General features: G+C 70.5%; 13 protein-coding genes. 2 read left to right on the top strand and 11 right to left on the bottom strand.

Features of this window, described 5'->3' with window-relative positions; all coding sequences use genetic code 11:
- Nucleotides 1-67 precede the first annotated feature (67 nt).
- The 6 genes from IO29_RS28605 to IO29_RS28580 all read right to left on the bottom strand — a co-directional run bounded on the left by IO29_RS28605 (nt 68) and on the right by IO29_RS28580 (nt 4,769).
- Nucleotides 68-487 carry a hypothetical protein gene (locus IO29_RS28605; protein ID WP_158709392.1) on the bottom strand — a complete coding sequence of 140 codons (420 nt, stop codon included), beginning with the start codon at nt 485-487 and terminating at the stop codon, nt 68-70.
- 159 nt (nt 488-646) lie between these two features.
- Nucleotides 647-967 carry a WhiB family transcriptional regulator gene (locus IO29_RS28600; protein ID WP_030382694.1) on the bottom strand — a complete coding sequence of 107 codons (321 nt, stop codon included), beginning with the start codon at nt 965-967 and terminating at the stop codon, nt 647-649.
- Between the two features lie 159 nt (nt 968-1,126).
- On the bottom strand, nt 1,127-2,134 hold the full coding sequence (locus IO29_RS28595; RefSeq protein WP_030382693.1) for a hypothetical protein: 1,008 nt from the start codon (nt 2,132-2,134) through the stop codon (nt 1,127-1,129).
- Between the two features lie 244 nt (nt 2,135-2,378).
- A complete protein-coding gene (locus tag IO29_RS28590; RefSeq protein ID WP_051707972.1) occupies nt 2,379-2,750 on the bottom strand; it encodes a hypothetical protein in 372 nt (123 codons plus the stop codon).
- 184 nt (nt 2,751-2,934) lie between these two features.
- On the bottom strand, nt 2,935-3,618 hold the full coding sequence (lexA, locus tag IO29_RS28585; RefSeq protein ID WP_030382691.1) for a transcriptional repressor LexA: 684 nt from the start codon (nt 3,616-3,618) through the stop codon (nt 2,935-2,937).
- Between the two features lie 158 nt (nt 3,619-3,776).
- Nucleotides 3,777-4,769 (bottom strand): immunity 49 family protein, encoded by a 993-nt coding sequence (locus tag IO29_RS28580; protein ID WP_030382690.1) that lies wholly within the window; start codon nt 4,767-4,769, stop codon nt 3,777-3,779.
- A gap of 181 nt (nt 4,770-4,950) precedes the next feature.
- Here IO29_RS28580 and IO29_RS39750 point away from each other — a divergent pair, with 181 nt between their 5' ends.
- Nucleotides 4,951-6,459 (top strand): hypothetical protein, encoded by a 1,509-nt coding sequence (locus IO29_RS39750; RefSeq protein WP_234307665.1) that lies wholly within the window; start codon nt 4,951-4,953, stop codon nt 6,457-6,459.
- Nucleotides 6,460-6,902: 443 nt separating this feature from the next.
- Nucleotides 6,903-7,865, top strand: coding sequence for a hypothetical protein (locus IO29_RS28565; RefSeq protein ID WP_158709391.1), 963 nt, complete (start codon nt 6,903-6,905; stop codon nt 7,863-7,865).
- A gap of 77 nt (nt 7,866-7,942) precedes the next feature.
- On the opposite strand, the gene IO29_RS39745 is transcribed toward IO29_RS28565, so the two are convergent.
- The 5 genes from IO29_RS39745 to IO29_RS28535 all read right to left on the bottom strand — a co-directional run bounded on the left by IO29_RS39745 (nt 7,943) and on the right by IO29_RS28535 (nt 17,076).
- On the bottom strand, nt 7,943-8,506 hold the full coding sequence (locus IO29_RS39745) for a ComF family protein (RefSeq protein ID WP_234307664.1): 564 nt from the start codon (nt 8,504-8,506) through the stop codon (nt 7,943-7,945).
- Between the two features lie 176 nt (nt 8,507-8,682).
- Nucleotides 8,683-9,648, bottom strand: coding sequence for a DNA-processing protein DprA (locus IO29_RS28555; protein ID WP_030382687.1), 966 nt, complete (start codon nt 9,646-9,648; stop codon nt 8,683-8,685).
- Between the two features lie 122 nt (nt 9,649-9,770).
- On the bottom strand, nt 9,771-11,378 hold the full coding sequence (locus IO29_RS28550; protein ID WP_158717113.1) for a hypothetical protein: 1,608 nt from the start codon (nt 11,376-11,378) through the stop codon (nt 9,771-9,773).
- Nucleotides 11,379-12,151: 773 nt separating this feature from the next.
- A complete protein-coding gene (locus IO29_RS28540; protein WP_030382684.1) occupies nt 12,152-13,354 on the bottom strand; it encodes a hypothetical protein in 1,203 nt (400 codons plus the stop codon).
- Complete coding sequence (locus IO29_RS28535; protein WP_051707971.1) at nt 13,351-17,076, bottom strand: SNF2-related protein; 3,726 nt, start codon at nt 17,074-17,076, stop codon at nt 13,351-13,353. Before IO29_RS28535 ends, IO29_RS28540 begins: the two co-directional genes overlap by 4 nt.
- Nucleotides 17,077-17,343: the final 267 nt, after the last annotated feature.

Below are 17,343 nucleotides of genomic sequence, written 5' to 3'. Positions count from 1 at the left end.
CCTCGTCCGCTCCGGCGCCCGCTTCGAAAACGGCCACCTCGTCGAGGACCTCGAAGTCGCCTGAAACTCAACTCACCCACAAGTCTTGACAATTACTCGTGTAGAGATCCCCATCGGCCCTCTCATGATCAGGCCGACGCTCGCCGGCCTTGCGGATGCGCAAGCTGTCCGTAATCTGATAGCCGTCGTATTCGAAGTCACGACGGATCCTGTCGAGCTCCTTCGCCCACTGCTGCTGGGGCGTCTCCTCTCCGGATCCGGTGTACCTCTCCACCTCATTGCGGTAGGCGCGGAGCATCCTCTCGAACACGGCTATCGCGCGGGTGACCTGTTCGGGGTCGCTCCAGGTGATGTGGTCGGCGTAGGAGGAGAAGAGCCGCTTCCTCTGGGCGCCGGAGGTGTCCTTCGGTGGTCCGGGGGTGAAGCCGCTGCCGTCCCAGCAGGCTTGGAGTGGGGAGAGTTCGATCCGTGAGCTGATCTCCCGCATGCAGCTGCGGGTCGGGCCGCTAACGAGGTCTGTCGCCATAAGGGGTGACGTTAGTGAGTCGGCTGCAGGTGAGGGGAGCGAAGTTGTCAGGAACGGCCGGGTGGATGGCACTGATGTGACCGCCGGCGCTGGGGCGGTCCGTTGGACCGCGGCCACGCGTCATCCGGTGGCGCCCCACTGTCCGTCCTCAGCGCCGGGGGTCTGTTCGTCCTCCGATCGGGCAGCCTCGAACAGACGGCGCCAGGACGTGACCAGAGGGCGCCGCCGCAGAAGAGCCCTCCGTTCGCGCTCGGTCATCCCACCCCAGATGCCGTGCTCAATGCGCAGGTCGAGGGCGTGGGCAAGGCACTCGGTGCGAACCGGGCAGCCGGTGCAGATGACCTTGGCCTTGTTCTGTGCCGCACCTTCGACGAACAGCTCGTCGGGACCTGCTGTCCGGCAGGCCGCGCGCTCACCCCAGTCCTGATCATCCCCAACCACCCCGATGCCGTCCTCTCCCTGATCCGCCCCCTACCCTCCCCCGGGCAGGCGCAGCCCCAAAACGGCACGGCACGAACACGGGGCGCAGGAGATCGCCGAGTGACGGCAATCCGTTCGAGTGACGGGGGCTTGACGGCGGTCCTGATGGTGCCAGGCGTCTCAGCCGGTGGCCGAACAGCCGGGCATCGCCGGGAGCGGGGCCTCGCCCGTCACCGTGCTGATCCGTCGCCGGATCGCGGCGAACATCTCGGCCCGCGCGGGCGTGACCGGGTAGTCGAAGCGGTCGTAGCGCAGTTGGAGGGTGGCGGTGTTGTCCGGGGACTTCAGAAGGATCAGGCCGAGGCTTTCGCCGGGGGTCAGGTCACGGTGTCCCCGCAGTTCCAGCGGAAGACCGTGCTCCGGGTCGGTGAGGGCCTGGACCAACTCGGCGCGGCGCAGGCCGGTGTCGGCGTCGTGGTCCAGCTCCAGGACCCACCACTCCCCCAGCCGGGACTCGTGGCCGGTGACGACTTGGGGGACGGCGACGGTGTGCAGGAGGCCGAGGCGGCGCAGTAACCCGCTGGGGAGCCAGGCAGCGTCACGCCAGGTGGATTCGTAGGGCAGTGGCTGGCGCTCGTCTTCCCAACGGCGTTCGTGGGCGGTCCAGGTGTCGCCGGCGAGCCAGCTCGCCTCGCCGCCGTGGTCACGGATGCGCTCGGCGAGCGCAGCTTCGGCCTTCTGGAAGGCGCGTCGGGAGGGCCCGGTGAGCCGGATGCTGGTCGGCTGTCCGAGGCGGCGAAGCTCGATGCCGCGCTCGCTTCGTGCCGTGATCCGGCACCCGTTGAGGCCGTGGATCTCGTCGTCGCCGCTACCCACGCTCACCCGCCCGGGCAGCAGGCCGGCCAGCAGGCTGTCGAGGCTCGCGTTGCTCTCCAGGTGGAGCCTGATGCCGTCCGCGGTGGGCTGTACGTACTGGATACCGAAGGGAAACTCGAAGAAGTTCCGCTGGGAGCCGAGAACCCAGTAGAACACCTCGGACTCGAGGAGCAGTTGCTCGTGGTGGGCGGGAGCGGGGATGAGAGGGGCGCGGCGGGGAAGGCCGGCGACGACCTCGCACGCGAGCTGGCGGGGAGCTCCGGTGTAGAGGGCGTACGTCCGCGCCCGGCTGCTGGTCTGGGTGGCCGACATGGCGGGTACCTTTCGCTCCGCCCCGTCGGCCCGCGGAGCGTGAGGAACAGGCACTGGTGTGCGGTGGTGCGGTCGGTGAGATGGCTCTGATCGAAGCCGAGCTTCTTCGCCTCCGCCTTGAACCAGTGGGCCGAGTTCGCGTGAGGAGCAGCAGACCGATGCCGCAGGGCGCCACCATATCCATCGGGTGGGGCTCCAACGGGCGCGCCGCGCCGCACCGCCGGTCGTCGGTTCAGGACACGGGCTAGGACAGGGAGGGGACCGGCTGGGGATCCCTCTGCTCGGCGATCTGGCCGCGGGCACCGGCCTCTTGCCGCAGCGCGGTCTGCAAGTGCCACAGCAAGATCGCCGGCAGGAGGCTACCGAGCCGGGCCACGGCCCGCAGAGCCTCGGCCGCCTGAGCCAAGAGCTCCGCGGCCGACTGGGACTGCTCGGCGTTTCGATCCCCGCGCAGACGTCCCACGATCCCGTCCAAGAGCTCTGCCAGCTCACCCGCTCCCGGGTTCTCCGGCACATCGGCTCCCCACCACCGGACAGCAGCCTCCAAGGCCGCGAAGGCGTCCGTGCGGTCGAGCGGCAGCCTGGTCCCTACGTCCCTGTGCGTCACAACCACCATCGTTCACCGTCGGCCCCCACGTCGGGGCAAAACGGAGAATCGGCCGCTCCCGGATCACCAAAGCCCCGGAAGCCAGGAGCGCCGCGAGCCGAGGGATGCCGGAGGCAGCGCCTTCCTCTCCCGACCGTGAGCCCGAGCCCAGCTGGTGCGGGCAACGGCTGTCCGTGGGCCGCCGCGAGGATCGTCAGAGGGCGCGCATCACGGCGACGACCTTGCCCAGGATGACCGCCTCGTCGGCCGCGAGCGGTGCGAACGCGGGGTTGTGCGCGACGAGCCAGGCGTGGCCGGCCGCGTCGCGCTGGAACCTCTTCACTGTCGCTTCCCCGTCGAGCATGGCGGCGACGATGTCGCCCGGCTCGGCGACCTGCTGCCGCCGGACGGTGACCACGTCCCCGTCGCAGATGGCTGCCTCGATCATGCTCTCCCCGGACACCTTCAGGGCGAAAAGCTCGCCCTCACCGACCAGTTGGCGGGGCAGGACATAGGTGTCCTCGACCGTCTCCTCGGCGAAGATCGGCGTTCCGGCCGCGATCCGGCCGACCAGGGGGACCTCCGCCGCCGCGAGCTCGCTCTCCGGCCGCTCGTCCTCTTCTCCCGCCGAGAACTTGAGGGGGAGGCAGTAGGCGCGGGGACGGTGCGGGTCGCGGCGGAGTGCTCCCTTGCGCTCCAGGGCGAGGAGCTGGTGCGCGACGCTGGAGGTGCTCGTCAGGCCGACCGCCTGACCGATCTCGCGCATCGAGGGCGGGTACCCGCGGTCAGCGACGGAACGGGCGATGCAGCCGACGATGGCCCGCTGCCGGTCGGTGAGCCCGTCGGGACCCCGGCGGATGCCCGGAGGCCGGCCCGGTCCAGCGTGGGTGATGATCATGTACCCCCCTTGCGATCTTGCGTCTTTGGACAGTAGCCCCACACACCGACAAACGGAACGTCCTTCGATTGCCTTTCCGGCCTAACGGTGGGGACGAGTCCGTCTCCACGACGGCGTCCTGGATGTCGGGCCAGGCCCACTTCCGCGCCCCGGGTGGCCTACTTGGCGGCCCAGTAGCCCAAGTTGTTGCGGTTCCCCTCCGCCGCCCGGCGTGGCGCGTCCGGCGATCCCAGCAGACCGTACGGCAGATACCCGGACCGGACACCGAGTTCCCACCCATGGACCTGGACGGCGAGGCAGGCCAGGGTGAGGGAGCCGAGGGGGAGGAGGGACCGGGGCGCGGGATCACCGGCCTCGGCCTCGACTCTCTCCCGGTACGCGACCAGCCGGGCGACGAGGGCGTCCTCGAAGGCGTGCTGGTCGTCGTCGAGGAGTACGCGGAGCAGCCGCTGGTCCGCGCTCAGCGCGTCGCCGACCTCGTCGAGCCGCCGGGCGGCCTCCGCGCGCTCCTTGGCGTCCGGCTTGCGCAGCGGAACCGTGGGCCAGTCGCGGGGCAGATGCCCGGCCGCCTCGGTGAGATAGAGGCACAGGGCGTCCATGGCGGCGAGGTCGGCGGGGTCGGAGACGGAGGTGTACCGGTTGTAGGGCACGCCGTCACGGATGGCGGGCGCGTAGTCGCCGCGCAGCAACAGCCCGGTGACCCGCTCCCAGTCCCACACATGCCCGCTGATGACACACATCTCGAACATGTCGAGCCAGGTCCGCGCGGTGGGCGCCTCTTTGACGACGTCCCGGAAGGCGATGAGCCCGTCCCCGAACTCGTCGTCGTCCGGGTCCGTGCTGATCCGCTCCCCGACGAGGGGGAACCGGATCTCCTGGTCCCCGTCCGGGAAGCACATGATGCTCAGCACTCCGTGCACACACTCCGCGGCGGTGACGGCGACCGTGCCGGCCGCGGCGTCGAGCCCCGGCTCCGTCACCGTTCGGGCGGCGACATGGTCGAGAAGCTCGTCCGCCATCGCCCGTATCAGGGCCGGCGAGATGCTGTCGTACCGCAGCGAGTGCCACCGCGTGTAAGCCCGTCCGTCGATGTCGTCGAGCGCCTGGGCCAACCGGTTCTCGGCAACCTGATGGCACGTCACATTCCGCACGCACTCCGTCCCTTCATGAACTCCGCGACTGGGACAAAGCACGTTATCAACGGGCACTGACAGCATCGTCCTCTCGCAAGGCCGGGCAGGAGATGTCGGTCCGGTGCGGTATACACGAGGAGATCACAGACCGCCGCACTGTGAGGCGGCGCACCGGGGGTAGGGAATGATCGTTCCGCACGTGAGTACCGCGCTTCGCCCGGGGGACTACCTCCAGATCGCCTCGGAACGGATGGCCGTCGACGGCGTGCCGGACGGCGAAGGGTTCGCCCGGATCGAACGGGTGGAGATCATCACCGACACCGGATTCCTGGCTCCGGACTCCCCCCAGGTGCGTACCCGGGCAGCCCGGCAGATCGCGGTCGTGTTCTGTCACGGCATGCCGGGCCCGGTCATGTTGCGCGAGGGTGATCAGTGGACCCTCGGCGAGGTCGACAGCGGCCGGGCCTGCTGGGATTCTGCCAATCCCTGGTGGCCAGAGACCCAAAAACCGCTGTTCACCGGAAGCCGCTTGGCCGCCGGACCACACCCCTTTCGCAACACCATCCAGGGCCCCGACCTCGTGGCGCCGGCCGCCGCGTCCGAGCCGCAGCCGCCGCGGCAGCGGGCAGCCACGTTCGACAAGCCGGCCCACATGGTCACGGTTGGTGACTACCTGCAGATCCATGCCCTGCGGCACCCGAAGTGGGACATGCGCATCGACGAAGGATTCCACCGTGTCGAATGGATCGGCCACCTCGCCGGTGCCGCCCTCGGCGCAGTGCTGAACGATCCTGCCTGGGCGCGCGGCCGCCTTACCCTCGCCTCGGTCCACGGCCTGTCCGGCATCCTCGTACTGCCCGAGGTTCCGGTGACCGTCCTGGTCCAGCCCAACCCGGAGCGTCGCCGCTCCGACGAGGACGAAGCCTGGCACGAGGGTCCCTTCTACGAACTGGCCGGGGTCACCGAACCCGACCTCACCGAGCAGCTCCACGCCGATGCCCGTCTACGGCCGGAGCCGCCAAGTTCGGAGGCCGCTCTGTACCCCAGCAGGTTCAGCAGCCCCGCCCAGCGGGCTCTGCACCTGGACGGCGTCACCGGCATCCGCCCCGTCGCCGCCTCCCAGCTTCCCTGGCCGCATGGCCTGTTCAAGTGTCCCTACGGTGAGCGGGCGAAGGCCCTGGCCGCCACCTACCCCAAAGGTCACAGCAAAACCGCCCACGCCGAGCTGTTCGCCCGGCTCGGCGATCAGGACTTCGCCGCCTGCCCCTACCACCAGGCCGACAACTGGGAGGCGATCACCGCGGCCGTGTTCGCCTTCGCCCGCGCCGAACCCGACAGCGACGAACAGGACCGGCTCTACCGCGCCACGCACCTGAGCGAGCGCGACCGCGCCTGGTTTCGCTCCCTCATCGGAGGGGGCCACATCTGGTGGGACACCGGCCAGCAGAATCTGACCAACGGCCAGCACCGCCTGTGCGCGCTGCGTGCCGCCAGCATCGAGGTGATTCCCGTCTACGGCCGGCACCTCCCCGACCACGACGAGACCACGCCGTCCCAGGACGCCCTGACGCACGCCAGGCGCACCGTGGAGGACTTCTGGCTTTCCCACGTCGCTGCCGCCCTCAAGCCGGGCCGCCTCAGCACCCACCTGGCCCGGCTGCTCGCCCGCTACCCACGCCTGCGTGTGCTGCTGCCGAAGAGCAAGTAGCGCGCTACGCCCGAATGGCGGTGAACGCGTGGCTGGCGGCTTGCCGCTATCAGACAGGCGGCGGCCGATTATCGACAGGATCCGGCGGTGTGCCCCCGGACGCCGCGCACGGGGGGACGCGACGTCCGGGAGGACTGCTTGCCAACGTACCGCGCCATCCCGTCGCTTATCGCATGTATCGCGGAACCTATTCGCGTGGCGGGGCCCGGCGCGGATCGAACGCAGTCTGGCCCGGGAGGCGGTCACGAGGACGCCGGATCGGCCACGACGGACCTGGTGCCGGGGGATGATGAGGAAGCCATGGCCAAGCCGCAGAAGGGCAGCCGCGTTGAGTCACTTCTCCGGGCATGAGACCAGCCCTCATGAGGCGCTCCGGCAGGGCCGGACGGCAGTGGATCGTCTGAGTGGCGGGGATGCTGGAAGCCGGCGGGATGTTCCGTGAGGTGACGGCGACCCAGGTGCTCCTGTCCACCGCTTCCCCACGCATCCGGTTCGTCGAGTTCGCAGCCGACGAGGAGAAGGAGAACGGAGCCGACTGGCTGTGGTGGTGGGTGGACCGGGACGGCACCTGCTACGGGCTCCTGGTCCAGGCGAAGATCCTGAAGTTGCACGGCAAGCGCTGGAGCATCGACTTCAGCTACAAGACGCGCGGCGACGACCAGACGCAGCTCTCGAAGCTGATCAAGGCGGCGAACCGCTTCCATGTCCCCGCCGCGTACGTCTTGTACTGCGGGGGCGCCCAGTACCGATCGACTCTGGCCTGCGACCGCACTCATGACGACGTTCCGTGCAAGGAGCGCGACCGGGTCGGTGTGTCCACTGTCTCCGCTCTGGTGGCGGAGAACGCGGTCGGCCTGGACGCCAAGAACGCGGGCGTGAGCGCCTTCCACGACGCCGTTCCAGTCGAGGACATCGCCAGCCCCGACGGCCTGGACGCGCCGATCGTGCCCCTCGCGCGCGGACTGGACCAGGACCTCGAGCGCTTCCTGCGGCAACCGCAGCGAGGATCTCGCAGGGTGGCAAAGGAACTTCTCCGGCCTGTTCAGCGGATCAGACACGGCCAGTTCGCGGGCTCGGCGGTCATGGAACGCGCCGCCCCGGTCACCGGCGCCCTTTTCGAGAACGTCCCCAACGACTACGGGCATTTCTCCGTGCCGTACCTCGCTCACATGCTCCGCGGGCTGAGGGCGGAGGTCCCCGACTACGTACGCGACGTCCTGGAAGGCCGGACTCCCCCGGCTTGGGTCACTGACCACGTCGGCGGGATCGTCGTGATTCCCGACGCGGACGCCCCGACCACGGCGTCACCGGCCCGGGCTGGGGACGGTGGCGCCGGGCTGCTCCCCTCGGATTTCCTAGAGGCGCCTCAGCCTCCACATGATCACCGTCCTGGGCACGCCGCGTGAGCTCGACGCGAAGCGTCCGGCACTGACCGACCGGCCGGAGCCAGCCGACAGGCCCAGTCCCGGTGTCCCGGTCGGCGTCACCCGCTCCAGGGGACCCGGGCGAGAACGAGCCCCCGGACGTCGGCGGCTCCGGTCGCCCGGAGCCGGAGCGCGACGTGCTGGAGCTGCGATCCGCTGGTGAACACGTCGTCGACGAGCAGGATCGTGGCCGATTTGATGTCGCCGATGTCCCCGGTCCAGGTCAGGGCGGCGGCATGCGCGGTCGCGGCCGCGCGCTTCTCCTCCAGGGTGCGGTTCGCGGACCGGGCCGTCTCGGCATGCTTCACCAGCCGGTGCGCGCCCGGCGGGCTGAGCGGGAAGGCCCTGGTCACGTCCTCTGTGTAGGCGGCGTCCATGATCGCCTCGATGTGCTGGATGGGCTGGCGGCCGACGTGGGTGGGGTTGCCGACGACGTAGTCGACGCCGTTCATCGCCTCGGGGTGGCTCTCCATCCAGCCGACGAGGAGCCGGCCGAAGATCATCGCCCAGCCGGCCCGGCCCTCGTACTTCAGCGTGTGGATCTTGTCGCGCAGGGCTCCGGAGTACATGGCCACCGCGTCGACGCGGGAGAACCCCCGCTCGGCTTCCGGGAGCGCACACACCCGATTACTGCACTGCCTGCCGGGCGCGACGGCCTGGGAGCAGACGGGGCAGTGGGGTTCGGCGACCGGCTGGAGGGTGCGGCCGGCGCAGTCGGAGCACAGGCGGGCGGTGCCGGTGATGCGGTACGCGCATACCGGACAGTTGGGAAAGCCTGCTGGATTGGGGAGACCGGCCGTCACAGGCCGGCCAGGGCGAGCTGCTGGCGCTGCTGTCCTGCGGCCTGGATGTCCGCTGCCTGGCCGAGGCGGTCGGTGATGTCGCTGGAGGCGGTGACCAGGACCGCCCGGCCCCCGTCCAGCATCTTCTTGGCCCAGGGCTGGGTGTCGGCGAGGGAACGGATCAGGAAGACGAGCTTGCCGTGCTCGGCGGCCAGGCGGGCCTGCATCTTCGCGCCTGACGTGCTCGAAGCCTCGATGACGACGCTGCCCAGCGTGGTGCCGGACGTGACGACGTTGCGTCGGGGGAAGGTGTACTTCGCCGGGGGGCTCGTGGGCCAGAACTGGCTCAGCAGCGCTCCCCCAGCGCTGAGGATCGCCTTCGCGAGCGGACGGTTCTCGGCCGGGTAGATCGGGGCGGCGACGCCGGTGCCCATGACGGCGAAGGTCCGGCCGCCCGCGGTGAGCGTTGCCTGATGGGCGGCAGCGTCAATGCCCTTGGCGAGACCGCTGGCGATCACGACGTCGTGCTCGACGAGCTCGCGGGCCATCCGTGCCGCCCGCCGCAGCCCGTCCTCGGAGGCCTGGCGGGTGCCGACGATGGCGATGGAGCGGGCGTCGCGCTGATCGAGCTCGCCGCGGTAGAAGAGGAACGGCGGCAGGTTGCCGATCACGCGCAGGTTCGCCGGGTAGTCCTTGTCCAGGACGGTGACCAGGCGTGCGCCGGCCTTGTCGGCGGCGGCGAGCTCGTCGTCGACGCGGGCACGGGCATCGTCCAGGCCGGCGGCCAGAGCCTGCTGCAGCAGGGGGCGGTTCTTGGTCGCGGCACGCGAGTCCTCGTGCAGCTGTCCGTCCATGAGCGCGGCCAGGCCATCGGGGCTCTGGGCTCCGCGGGCGAGCAGGCTCCAGTCGAGGGTGGCATCGCCGGCGCGCAGCGCGCACAGGGTCAGCAGATCGTGCTGGTCAGCAGTGATATCGAGGTCCATCAGGGTGTCCTTCTACTCGTGGCCCCGGGATGTTCGAAGGATGAAGCGAGGTTCTCGGGCCACTTCCATCATGGCGTACGGAGCCCCCGGACGGACAGGAAGGGGGCCGTCGAGCCGGTTCCTCAGGCCTGTCGCCGCTGTTCCATACGGGCGAGGGCTTCGGCGAGCTGGGTGGCCCCGCCGGGCGCCGCGACCGGTTCCCAGATGATCCCTACCGCCAGACAGATGCCGCTGACCAGGCGCTCCGCCTCGCTGGTGTCGTACCACTGCTCGACCTGCCCCGGCAGGGCGATCCACCACAAAGCGGTAGTCGTCGTCTCCCCGGTCGGCACGAGGTACTCGCCGCGCCAGACGAGGGGATACGCATGCTGTTGGAGGTGGGTGAGCATGTCCGCGAGGTGCCGCTGTCGGGCGATCTTGTAGGCGGTCATCGGAGAGCGGGTGCCGACAGGAACCGGGCGGGGCGCCGGGTGAGCCATCCGGTCAGGGGCCGCCTCAGGGGCCTGGGGTTCGACGGCACCCTCCGCAGCGGCGGCGAAGTGCTCCATGGCCGTCGTCAGGACCACCGACGGCCCTTCCTCCGCTCCTCCAGGGCCCGTCGTCGTCAGGAAGTGCGTCAGGGTGATGTCGTTGGTGGTGAAGGGATCGATCGTGACGCCGGAACGTAGCTGGTAGACGGTGTGGCGCGAGGGGTACTTTCCGATGGTCAGTGCGATAACCCGTGCTGCTCCGGCCTCGCTGAGGAGGGTTCGGGCCCATTCCAGGGACTTGCCCTCGGTGGTGAAATCGTCGAATACGATCACCGTCTTGCCGATGATCTTCTTCTTGTAGGCCGGGTTGACTCGCACGGTACGGGCCTGGGCGGCGATGGAGATGTCCCGGCCCGTCGACTGATTGATGCTCCTCTTGTACCGCTCCAGGCTGGTGTCCGGGGCCTGGGAGACACGCTCGAGAAGGTCCTCCTTGTAGGAGGAGCCCGTCATGACCTTGGCACGGTCCAGGAAGCCAGCGAGCTGCGGGTTGCCCTTGGCCGGCGTGCTGCTGGGGTACACGCAGAAGAAACTCTGACCAGGCAGCGCACCATCGAGGTAGGCCGCACACAGAAGGTGCAGCATCAGGACATCACGCGCGTCCTCGTCACCGACCTTGACGGTGTTCTCGTAGGTGAAGATGTCCTTGATCGTGAAGGTCCGGCCGCCGCCGCGAGGGAACCGCGCGTTGAAGGGCAGCATCGAGCGGATCGCGAAGGCGCGGTCCTCGTCATCGAGACGGAACGCCCAGCGGGGCTCGTGCAGCAGGAAGTACTTCAGGAGTTCGATGACATCGGACGGCTCGTCGGACATCAGCGAGGTGATCTTCGCTCCCAGGCGGCTGGCCCAGCGGGCGTGGATGTGGACGACGCCGGCGTGGATGCCTGTGTACCAGTCGAACTGCGAGGTCCCGATGAGGATGAGCTGGTTCATGCGGAGGCCGAGCCTGTCCGCGACAGCCTCCAGCCATGCCTTGTTTCCGCGCTTCGCCTTGTCCGGGATGTCGTCGCGGCACAGATGCAGGGCCGGTTCGGGAAGGCCGGCCGCGGCAAGGGCCGACTTGGCGTCCATCGGGTCGTTGGTCAGCAGCACCCACGCCACGTCGCGTTGATCGAGCCACCGCAGCAGTTCAGCGATCCCCTCGTGCGCGCGCCCGGGCCCGTGCAGGACCGCCTTGTAGTCGATCGCGACCGCGCGCACCGTGCACTTCTCGTCCAACGCCGCCCCCACTGCTGTGCCTTGATCATGAACTGACCCTCTTGCCATGATCTCAGCCGTTCTGACGACGCATCTGCAGAATCCGGATTCCCCAGCTTCGGATCCCGCGGCAGCCGGCTGGCACAACGCCCATGGTCGTGCGTCTCTGTCAGAAACCTGATAGCCGCCTTTACCCAGGACTATGACGAAGCGTCAGAGGGGTCCAGATTCTGGGGCGTCGTGGGGCTCGGGTCGGTCTGGGGAAGTGAGGCGCTCTACCAGGGCGAGCAGCATCAGCAGGAGGACGGCTCCGAGAAGGATGGCGGCCCATCCCACGGCCCATGGCGTACTGCGGGTGCTGATCACGGTCGGCGTGAGCGCCACCATCAAGGTGGTCACGCCGCCTGGAAGGAGGAACTGCCGCCTCACGATCGTGTACCCGGGATCGTCGGGTCGGCCTGGTGCCCGTCACGGGCCTGATTGGCCGGGTGGTGAGGGTGGTCGCACCACGGAGCTGCCATGTCGGTGAGCTCCTCGAGGAGCTGCTCAGCTGTGGCGAGGTCGTCGGCATGGACGGCCTCGGCGAAGTCTTTCTCCAGATCGTGGGCGGCGCTCCAGTCGGCCTCGTATTCCTCGCGGCCGGCGGGGTACTGCTCGCGGCGCCGGTCGTCGAGCCGGTCGACAATAAACTGGTAGACGCGTACGCCGGTCTGCGGATCCCGGCATGCGGTGGGTCTTTCGGGCTCGGTGACGTTCTGGTCAGGTCGCCGGTGGGGCTATCGCCTGAGTGGTCGTGCGGCGCGGGCGCGTCGTGCGGCGCGGAAGGCCTCTGCGGGATCGTCGCAGGCTCCGGGTGCGGGGCGCCACTCGTTGGCGCGCCGGAGGGTGAAGGGGTACCAGCGGCCGTCGGGGCCGGGGCGGATCTGGACTCCGGCGGTCGTGTCGGTGAGCGTACTGGCGTCGATGGTGATGGTTCCGAGGCCGACAGCGCGGGAGACGTGGACGGCCTCTCGTGCCCGCTCGAGGGCATTGGTGGTTGCTGGGGTGGCGGCGAGAGTGGCGTGGGCGCCGGCCGGGCCGCCGTGGCGGTAGCCGATCATCATCGCCCGCAGGGTGGCTTCGGGGATGCCGGTGGCGTGCTGGGCGGCCGCCAGATGGTCCGCGCCGTCGGGGCTGGCGAGGATCCGGAGGATGTCGGCCAACTCGTCGTGGGGCGCAGCGGCGGTGCCGGCCAGGAGGCTCCGGGCACGGGCGGCGGCATCGGCGGTCATGCGGGTCAGATCCTGGGTTCGGGGCCCGGGGAGGGGTGCGTCGCTCCAGGTGAGGGTGCTGACAGCATCGAGGTCGAGGGCTGGCGGGGGCTGTGGGGGGCGATGGGCGGCCAGCGCGTAGAGCTGGGCGGCGCGCACGGTGCCGTTGGTGTCGGCGGGGAGGGGGCCGGGGTCGGCGCCGTCGACGAGGTCGCGTACGTGGGCGGCGAGGGCGCGGGCGGTCATGCCTCGGGCGCCGAGCAGTGTGGAGGGGGTGGTGGTGAGGCGTTCGGCGACGGCGTGGCCGAGGGCTGCGCTGTGGTCGCACACGCGGTGGGACCGGCCGGTGGGGCAGGAGCAGGAGAAGGTGATGCTGTCGGCCGGCGGGACGATGGAGATGCCTCCGGCGTGGCCGGAGTCGGCGATCGTGGCTGGGATCCGGTTGGCGACGAGGTCGGCGACGGCCTGGGGGTCACCGGCAAGCCGGGCGGCCAGGGTGTCCCATTGGGCGGCGGTCAGCTCGGGCAGGTGGATCGCGGCCTGGTGGGTGGCCTTCTTCGCGGCGACGGGGGCGTTGATTCTGCCTGGCTGGGTGTGGATCTGGGCGACCGCGCCGTTGCGGGCGAGGTTGAGGCCCTTGCCGTAGGAGCCGGAGCCGTCGGTGGCGAGGTGGAAGGCCTGTTTCCACGCGCCGGCCAGGGGCGCGAGGGATCGGGTGGTGCCGGTCATCGGGTTCCCAGGGTGACGAGGGCGGCGAGTTCGGTGTCGTCGAGTTCGGTGAGGGCGCCTTCGCCGGAGGTGAGGACGGCTTCGGTCAGGGCGCGTTTGCGGGCGAGGAGGTCGTTGATGTGGTCCTCGACGGTGCCTTCGGTGATCAGGTGGTGGACCTGGACGGTGCGGTGCTGGCCGATGCGGTGGGCGCGGTCGGTGGCCTGGTCCTCGACGGCGGGGTTCCAGGGTCTGTCGTAGTGGATGACGTGCTCGGCTCGGGTGAGGGTCAGTCCGGTGCCGGCCGCCTTGACGGACAGGATGAACACCGGGGCGGGGTCGGGGTCGTGTTGGAAGGCGTCGACGAGTTCCTGGCGGCGGGCTGGCGGGGTGCCGCCGTGGAGGAAGCGGACGGAGCGGCCGCGGGCGCGCAGGTGGTGTTCGAGGATGCGGCCCATCTGGACGTAGCCGGTGAAGACGAGGGCGGCTTCGCCCCGGTCGGCGAGGGTCGTCATGAGGTCGTCGAGGGCGGCGAGCTTTCCCGAGCGGCGGGTGAGGTCGGCCAGCTCGGCGTCGTCCAGGGGTTCTTTGAGGTAGAGGGTGGGGGTGTTGCAGATCTGGCGCAGGGCCTGGAGCAGTTTCAGGACCAGGCCGCGGCGTTCGATTCCGCTGCTGGTGGTGATCTTGTGCATGGTGTCGCGGACGATCGCTTCGTACAGCCCCGTCTGCTCGTCGGTGAGGGCGACGATGCGGTGGTGGTGGACCTTGCCGGGCAGTTCGGGGGCGATGCCGGGGTCGGTCTTGCGCCGGCGCAGCATGAACGGGGCGATGAGCCGGGCGAGGCCTGCGGCGGCGGGCGCGCCTGGATCTTTCTCGACGGTGCCGTAGCGGGCGCGGAAGGCGGCGCGGGTGCCGAAGAGGCCGGGGTTGGTCCAGTCGAGGATGGCCCACAGTTCGGTGAGGGTGTTCTCGACCGGGGTGCCGGTGACGGCGAGCCGGGCCCGGGCGGGGACGTCGCGCAGGGCCTTGGCGGTGGCGGAGGCGGGGTTCTTGATGTGCTGGGCCTCGTCGGCGACGACGAGGCCCCACTGGGTGGCGGCGAGGGCGGGGTCGCGGCGCAGGGTGCCGTAGGTGGTGATGACGACCGTGGTGTGGTCGAGCGCATCGGCGTCGAGGGCTCGGGTGGTGCCGTGGTAGCGGACGACGGTGGTGTCGGGGGCGAAGCGGGCGATCTCGCGCTTCCAGTTCGTGATGAGGGAGGCCGGGCAGACCACGAGGGTCGGGCCGGCTGCTTCGCCGGCCGTTTCGGCGCGGTGGAGGTGCAAGGCGATGGTCGTCAGGGTCTTGCCCAGGCCCATGTCGTCGGCGAGGAGCGCGCCGAAGCCTAGGCCGAGGGTGTGCGTGAGCCAGGTCAGGGCCCGCTGCTGGTAGTGGCGCAGGCTCGCTTTCAGGCCGGTCGGCGGTGGCACGGGCCGGGGGGCGTCGGGGGCTTGGCGCAGGGCGTCGACGAGGGGGGCCAGTGTGCCGGCGGGCCGTACGTCGAGGGTTTCGCCGTCGAGGGTGAGGGTGCCGGACAGCGCGGCGGCGAGCGCGTCGAGGGAAGGCAGCGGCGCGAGAGCGCGGTGTCGGGCGCGGCGGGCGGTGGTGGGGTCGATGAGCAGCCAGCGGCCGCGCAGGCGGATAAGCGGCCAGGCGGCGTCGGCGAGGGCGGTCATCTCCTCCTCGGTCAGCGGGTCGCCGTCGAGACTGATGTGCCAGCGGCAGTCCACCAGGCGGTCCAGGGCCAGGAAGCCGCTGCCGGGGGTGAACTCGTCGGCGGTGTTGTGGCTGCCGATGACGGCGGTGGCGGTGAGCGCGCCGAGGAGAGCGGGCGGCCACTGGACGGTGATGCCAGCCGCGGCGAGCGGGGCGGCTGCGTGGTCGTGGAGGCGGGCGAGGTCCTCGGCGGACAGGGTGAGGCGGCGCGGGCGTTCCTGGGCGGCGAGGTCGCCGAGCGGCGGGAAGTGGCGGGCTCCGCGGCGCAGCGCCCGGCGTACGCCGGGGAGCACGGCAGGGGACAGAGCGGGGTCGGTGTGGTGGCCGTCCCAGATGCTGCTCGCTGGCACGGGTTCGTCCTGGTCGTCGGCGGCCAGGTGCAGGACGGCTTGGGCGGTCGGGGTCTGCTCGCTGGTCTCGGGTTCCTTGATGCGCAGCGTGAGGCGGGGAGCGGGACAGGGGTCGGCGGCGTCCTCGATCGCGTCGGCCCAGGCCCACAGTTCGTGCGTGGGCTCGGACTCGGGGGGTGGGGGGCTGGTGAACGGGCCCGGGCCCAGGAGCGGGGCTGCGCCGGGGGTGCGGACCATCGCGTCCGCGACGGCGTCGAGGAGGGGCCAGAGGGCGTTCTCGGGTGCGACGACGCGCAGGGGCGTGTGGCCGGCGAGGAGACAGTGACCCTCGGGGGCCATTCGGGCGGCGGCCTCGGTGACGGCGGTGCGCAGCGGGTCGGTGATCGGGCCGATGCGCCAGCAGCCGTGGCCGTCGGCGGTCAGGGCGGGGTAGACGCGCTGCTGGGCCACGCACGTCACGGCCAGGCGGAGAGCGGGGCGCCATCCGGTGACGGAGGGGTGCTCGCCTTCTCGGGGGGTGAGGAGGGCGGGCAGGGCGAGGTCGACGGGGACGGCGATCCCCGTCACGGTGGCGCGGCGCGGCATGATGCCGCCGGCGCCGGCGAGAACGAGTTCGCGGGTGACCGGCTGCAGTGGTGGCGGCAGGTGGACGGGAGCGGGCAGGGGTGTGCCGTCGGGCTGGAACAACATCCATGCGGCCCAGGCGGGGTGGCGTGAGGGCAGCAGGGTCAGGGCGGCGCCGTCGGCGAGTGCCTGCTCGAGAACGCGGTGGGCGGCGAACAGGTCGGTCGGGCTGGCGGGGAGGGCGCGCGGCGGCTCCTGGCTGTCTGCCGGCGCGGGCGGCATGGGTAGAGCAGGCGGAGCCGGCGCGGCAGCCGCCGGTTCCTCCGCGGCCGGTGCGTCGTCGTCGGCGTCGAGGGCGGTCTGCACGGCCTTCAGGAGGCGGTCGGCTGCTTCGGCCCGCGCTTGGCGCTTGCTGGGGCCGGTCCCTTCGCCGGTCAGTTTCTGTCCGCGGAGGACGGCGGTGACCGTAGCCGCGAAACCGGTGGGCGTCGGTGTCGGGGGCCGGTAGTCGGGTCGGCTGATGTGGCCAGCCTGGTGGAACTCGTTCAAGGCCGACACGGGGTTGGTGCCCGTCCCTGCTGTGGCGGGTGCTTGGTGCTGGGGGGCGGGTGTGTCCCAGTTCCAGTCGGGTACCGCGCGATCGGCAAGGGGGTCTGGTAGGTCGGCGAGGGCGGCGATGAGGCTGGTCATGGCCTGCTGCCGGGCGCCCTTGCGGGTGCGAGCCTGCTGGACGCTGCCGCTGACGGAGGCGAAGGTGGCTGCGGCGACGAAGAACGGCTGGCCGTCATCTCCCTGTCCCTCCCGTACGGTCGCGGACGGCGTGCGCAGCAGTTGGGCGTGCATGGAGACGATGCTCGGCGCCAGGGCAGGGTTGGCGGCTACGGCGGCGATGGCGGCTTGCCGTACGGGCGCCCAGACTTCTGCAGCGGCTGTCTCGAAGAGCACGGTCCGCAGGGCGGCCACATCGAGGCTGCCGCGGGCGATCCGCCGGGCGGCTTCGACTGCGACCGCGGCGTTGAGAGTGCCTTGGGCGACACTGCGTTGGAGCGTGCTGCGAAAGGCCTCCGCGTCCATCAGGGCCAAGGACGCGTCCTCGGTCGAGCCTTCGGAGCGCGAGGTTGGAATGTGAGGTCGGGAGGTTCGGGCTGCCAGCGCTGCGGGGCTGATGGACTGCAGGCGGTCGGTGGACAAAGACACTCCCCCAGTAGCCGGACGCCGTCGAGACCACCCCCATTGTGACCTGCGTACGCGTCAGGTCCGTGCCGTACACACGGGCACCCAGCCCGCACGATGTTGCGTATTTTCATTTCAATATGTAGTTTAGTCATGTCGCCGGAACCC

Source organism: Streptomyces sp. NRRL F-6676 (genome assembly GCF_000725625.1).
GTDB lineage: Bacteria > Actinomycetota > Actinomycetes > Streptomycetales > Streptomycetaceae > Streptomyces.
Note: the sequence above shows the minus strand (reverse complement) of the source record. Positions and strands in the feature narration are given on the sequence as shown.

Coding starts and splice junctions, on each gene's coding strand:
- IO29_RS28605 (WP_158709392.1), bottom strand. CDS start 487: ATGCGGGAGATCAGCTCACGGATCGAACTCTCCCCACTCCAAGCCTGC.
- IO29_RS28595 (WP_030382693.1), bottom strand. CDS start 2,134: ATGTCGGCCACCCAGACCAGCAGCCGGGCGCGGACGTACGCCCTCTAC.
- IO29_RS28590 (WP_051707972.1), bottom strand. CDS start 2,750: ATGGTGGTTGTGACGCACAGGGACGTAGGGACCAGGCTGCCGCTCGAC.
- lexA (WP_030382691.1), bottom strand. CDS start 3,618: ATGATCATCACCCACGCTGGACCGGGCCGGCCTCCGGGCATCCGCCGG.
- IO29_RS28555 (WP_030382687.1), bottom strand. CDS start 9,648: ATGGACCTCGATATCACTGCTGACCAGCACGATCTGCTGACCCTGTGC.
- IO29_RS28540 (WP_030382684.1), bottom strand. CDS start 13,354: ATGACCGGCACCACCCGATCCCTCGCGCCCCTGGCCGGCGCGTGGAAA.
- IO29_RS28535 (WP_051707971.1), bottom strand. CDS start 17,076: ATGGACGCGGAGGCCTTTCGCAGCACGCTCCAACGCAGTGTCGCCCAA.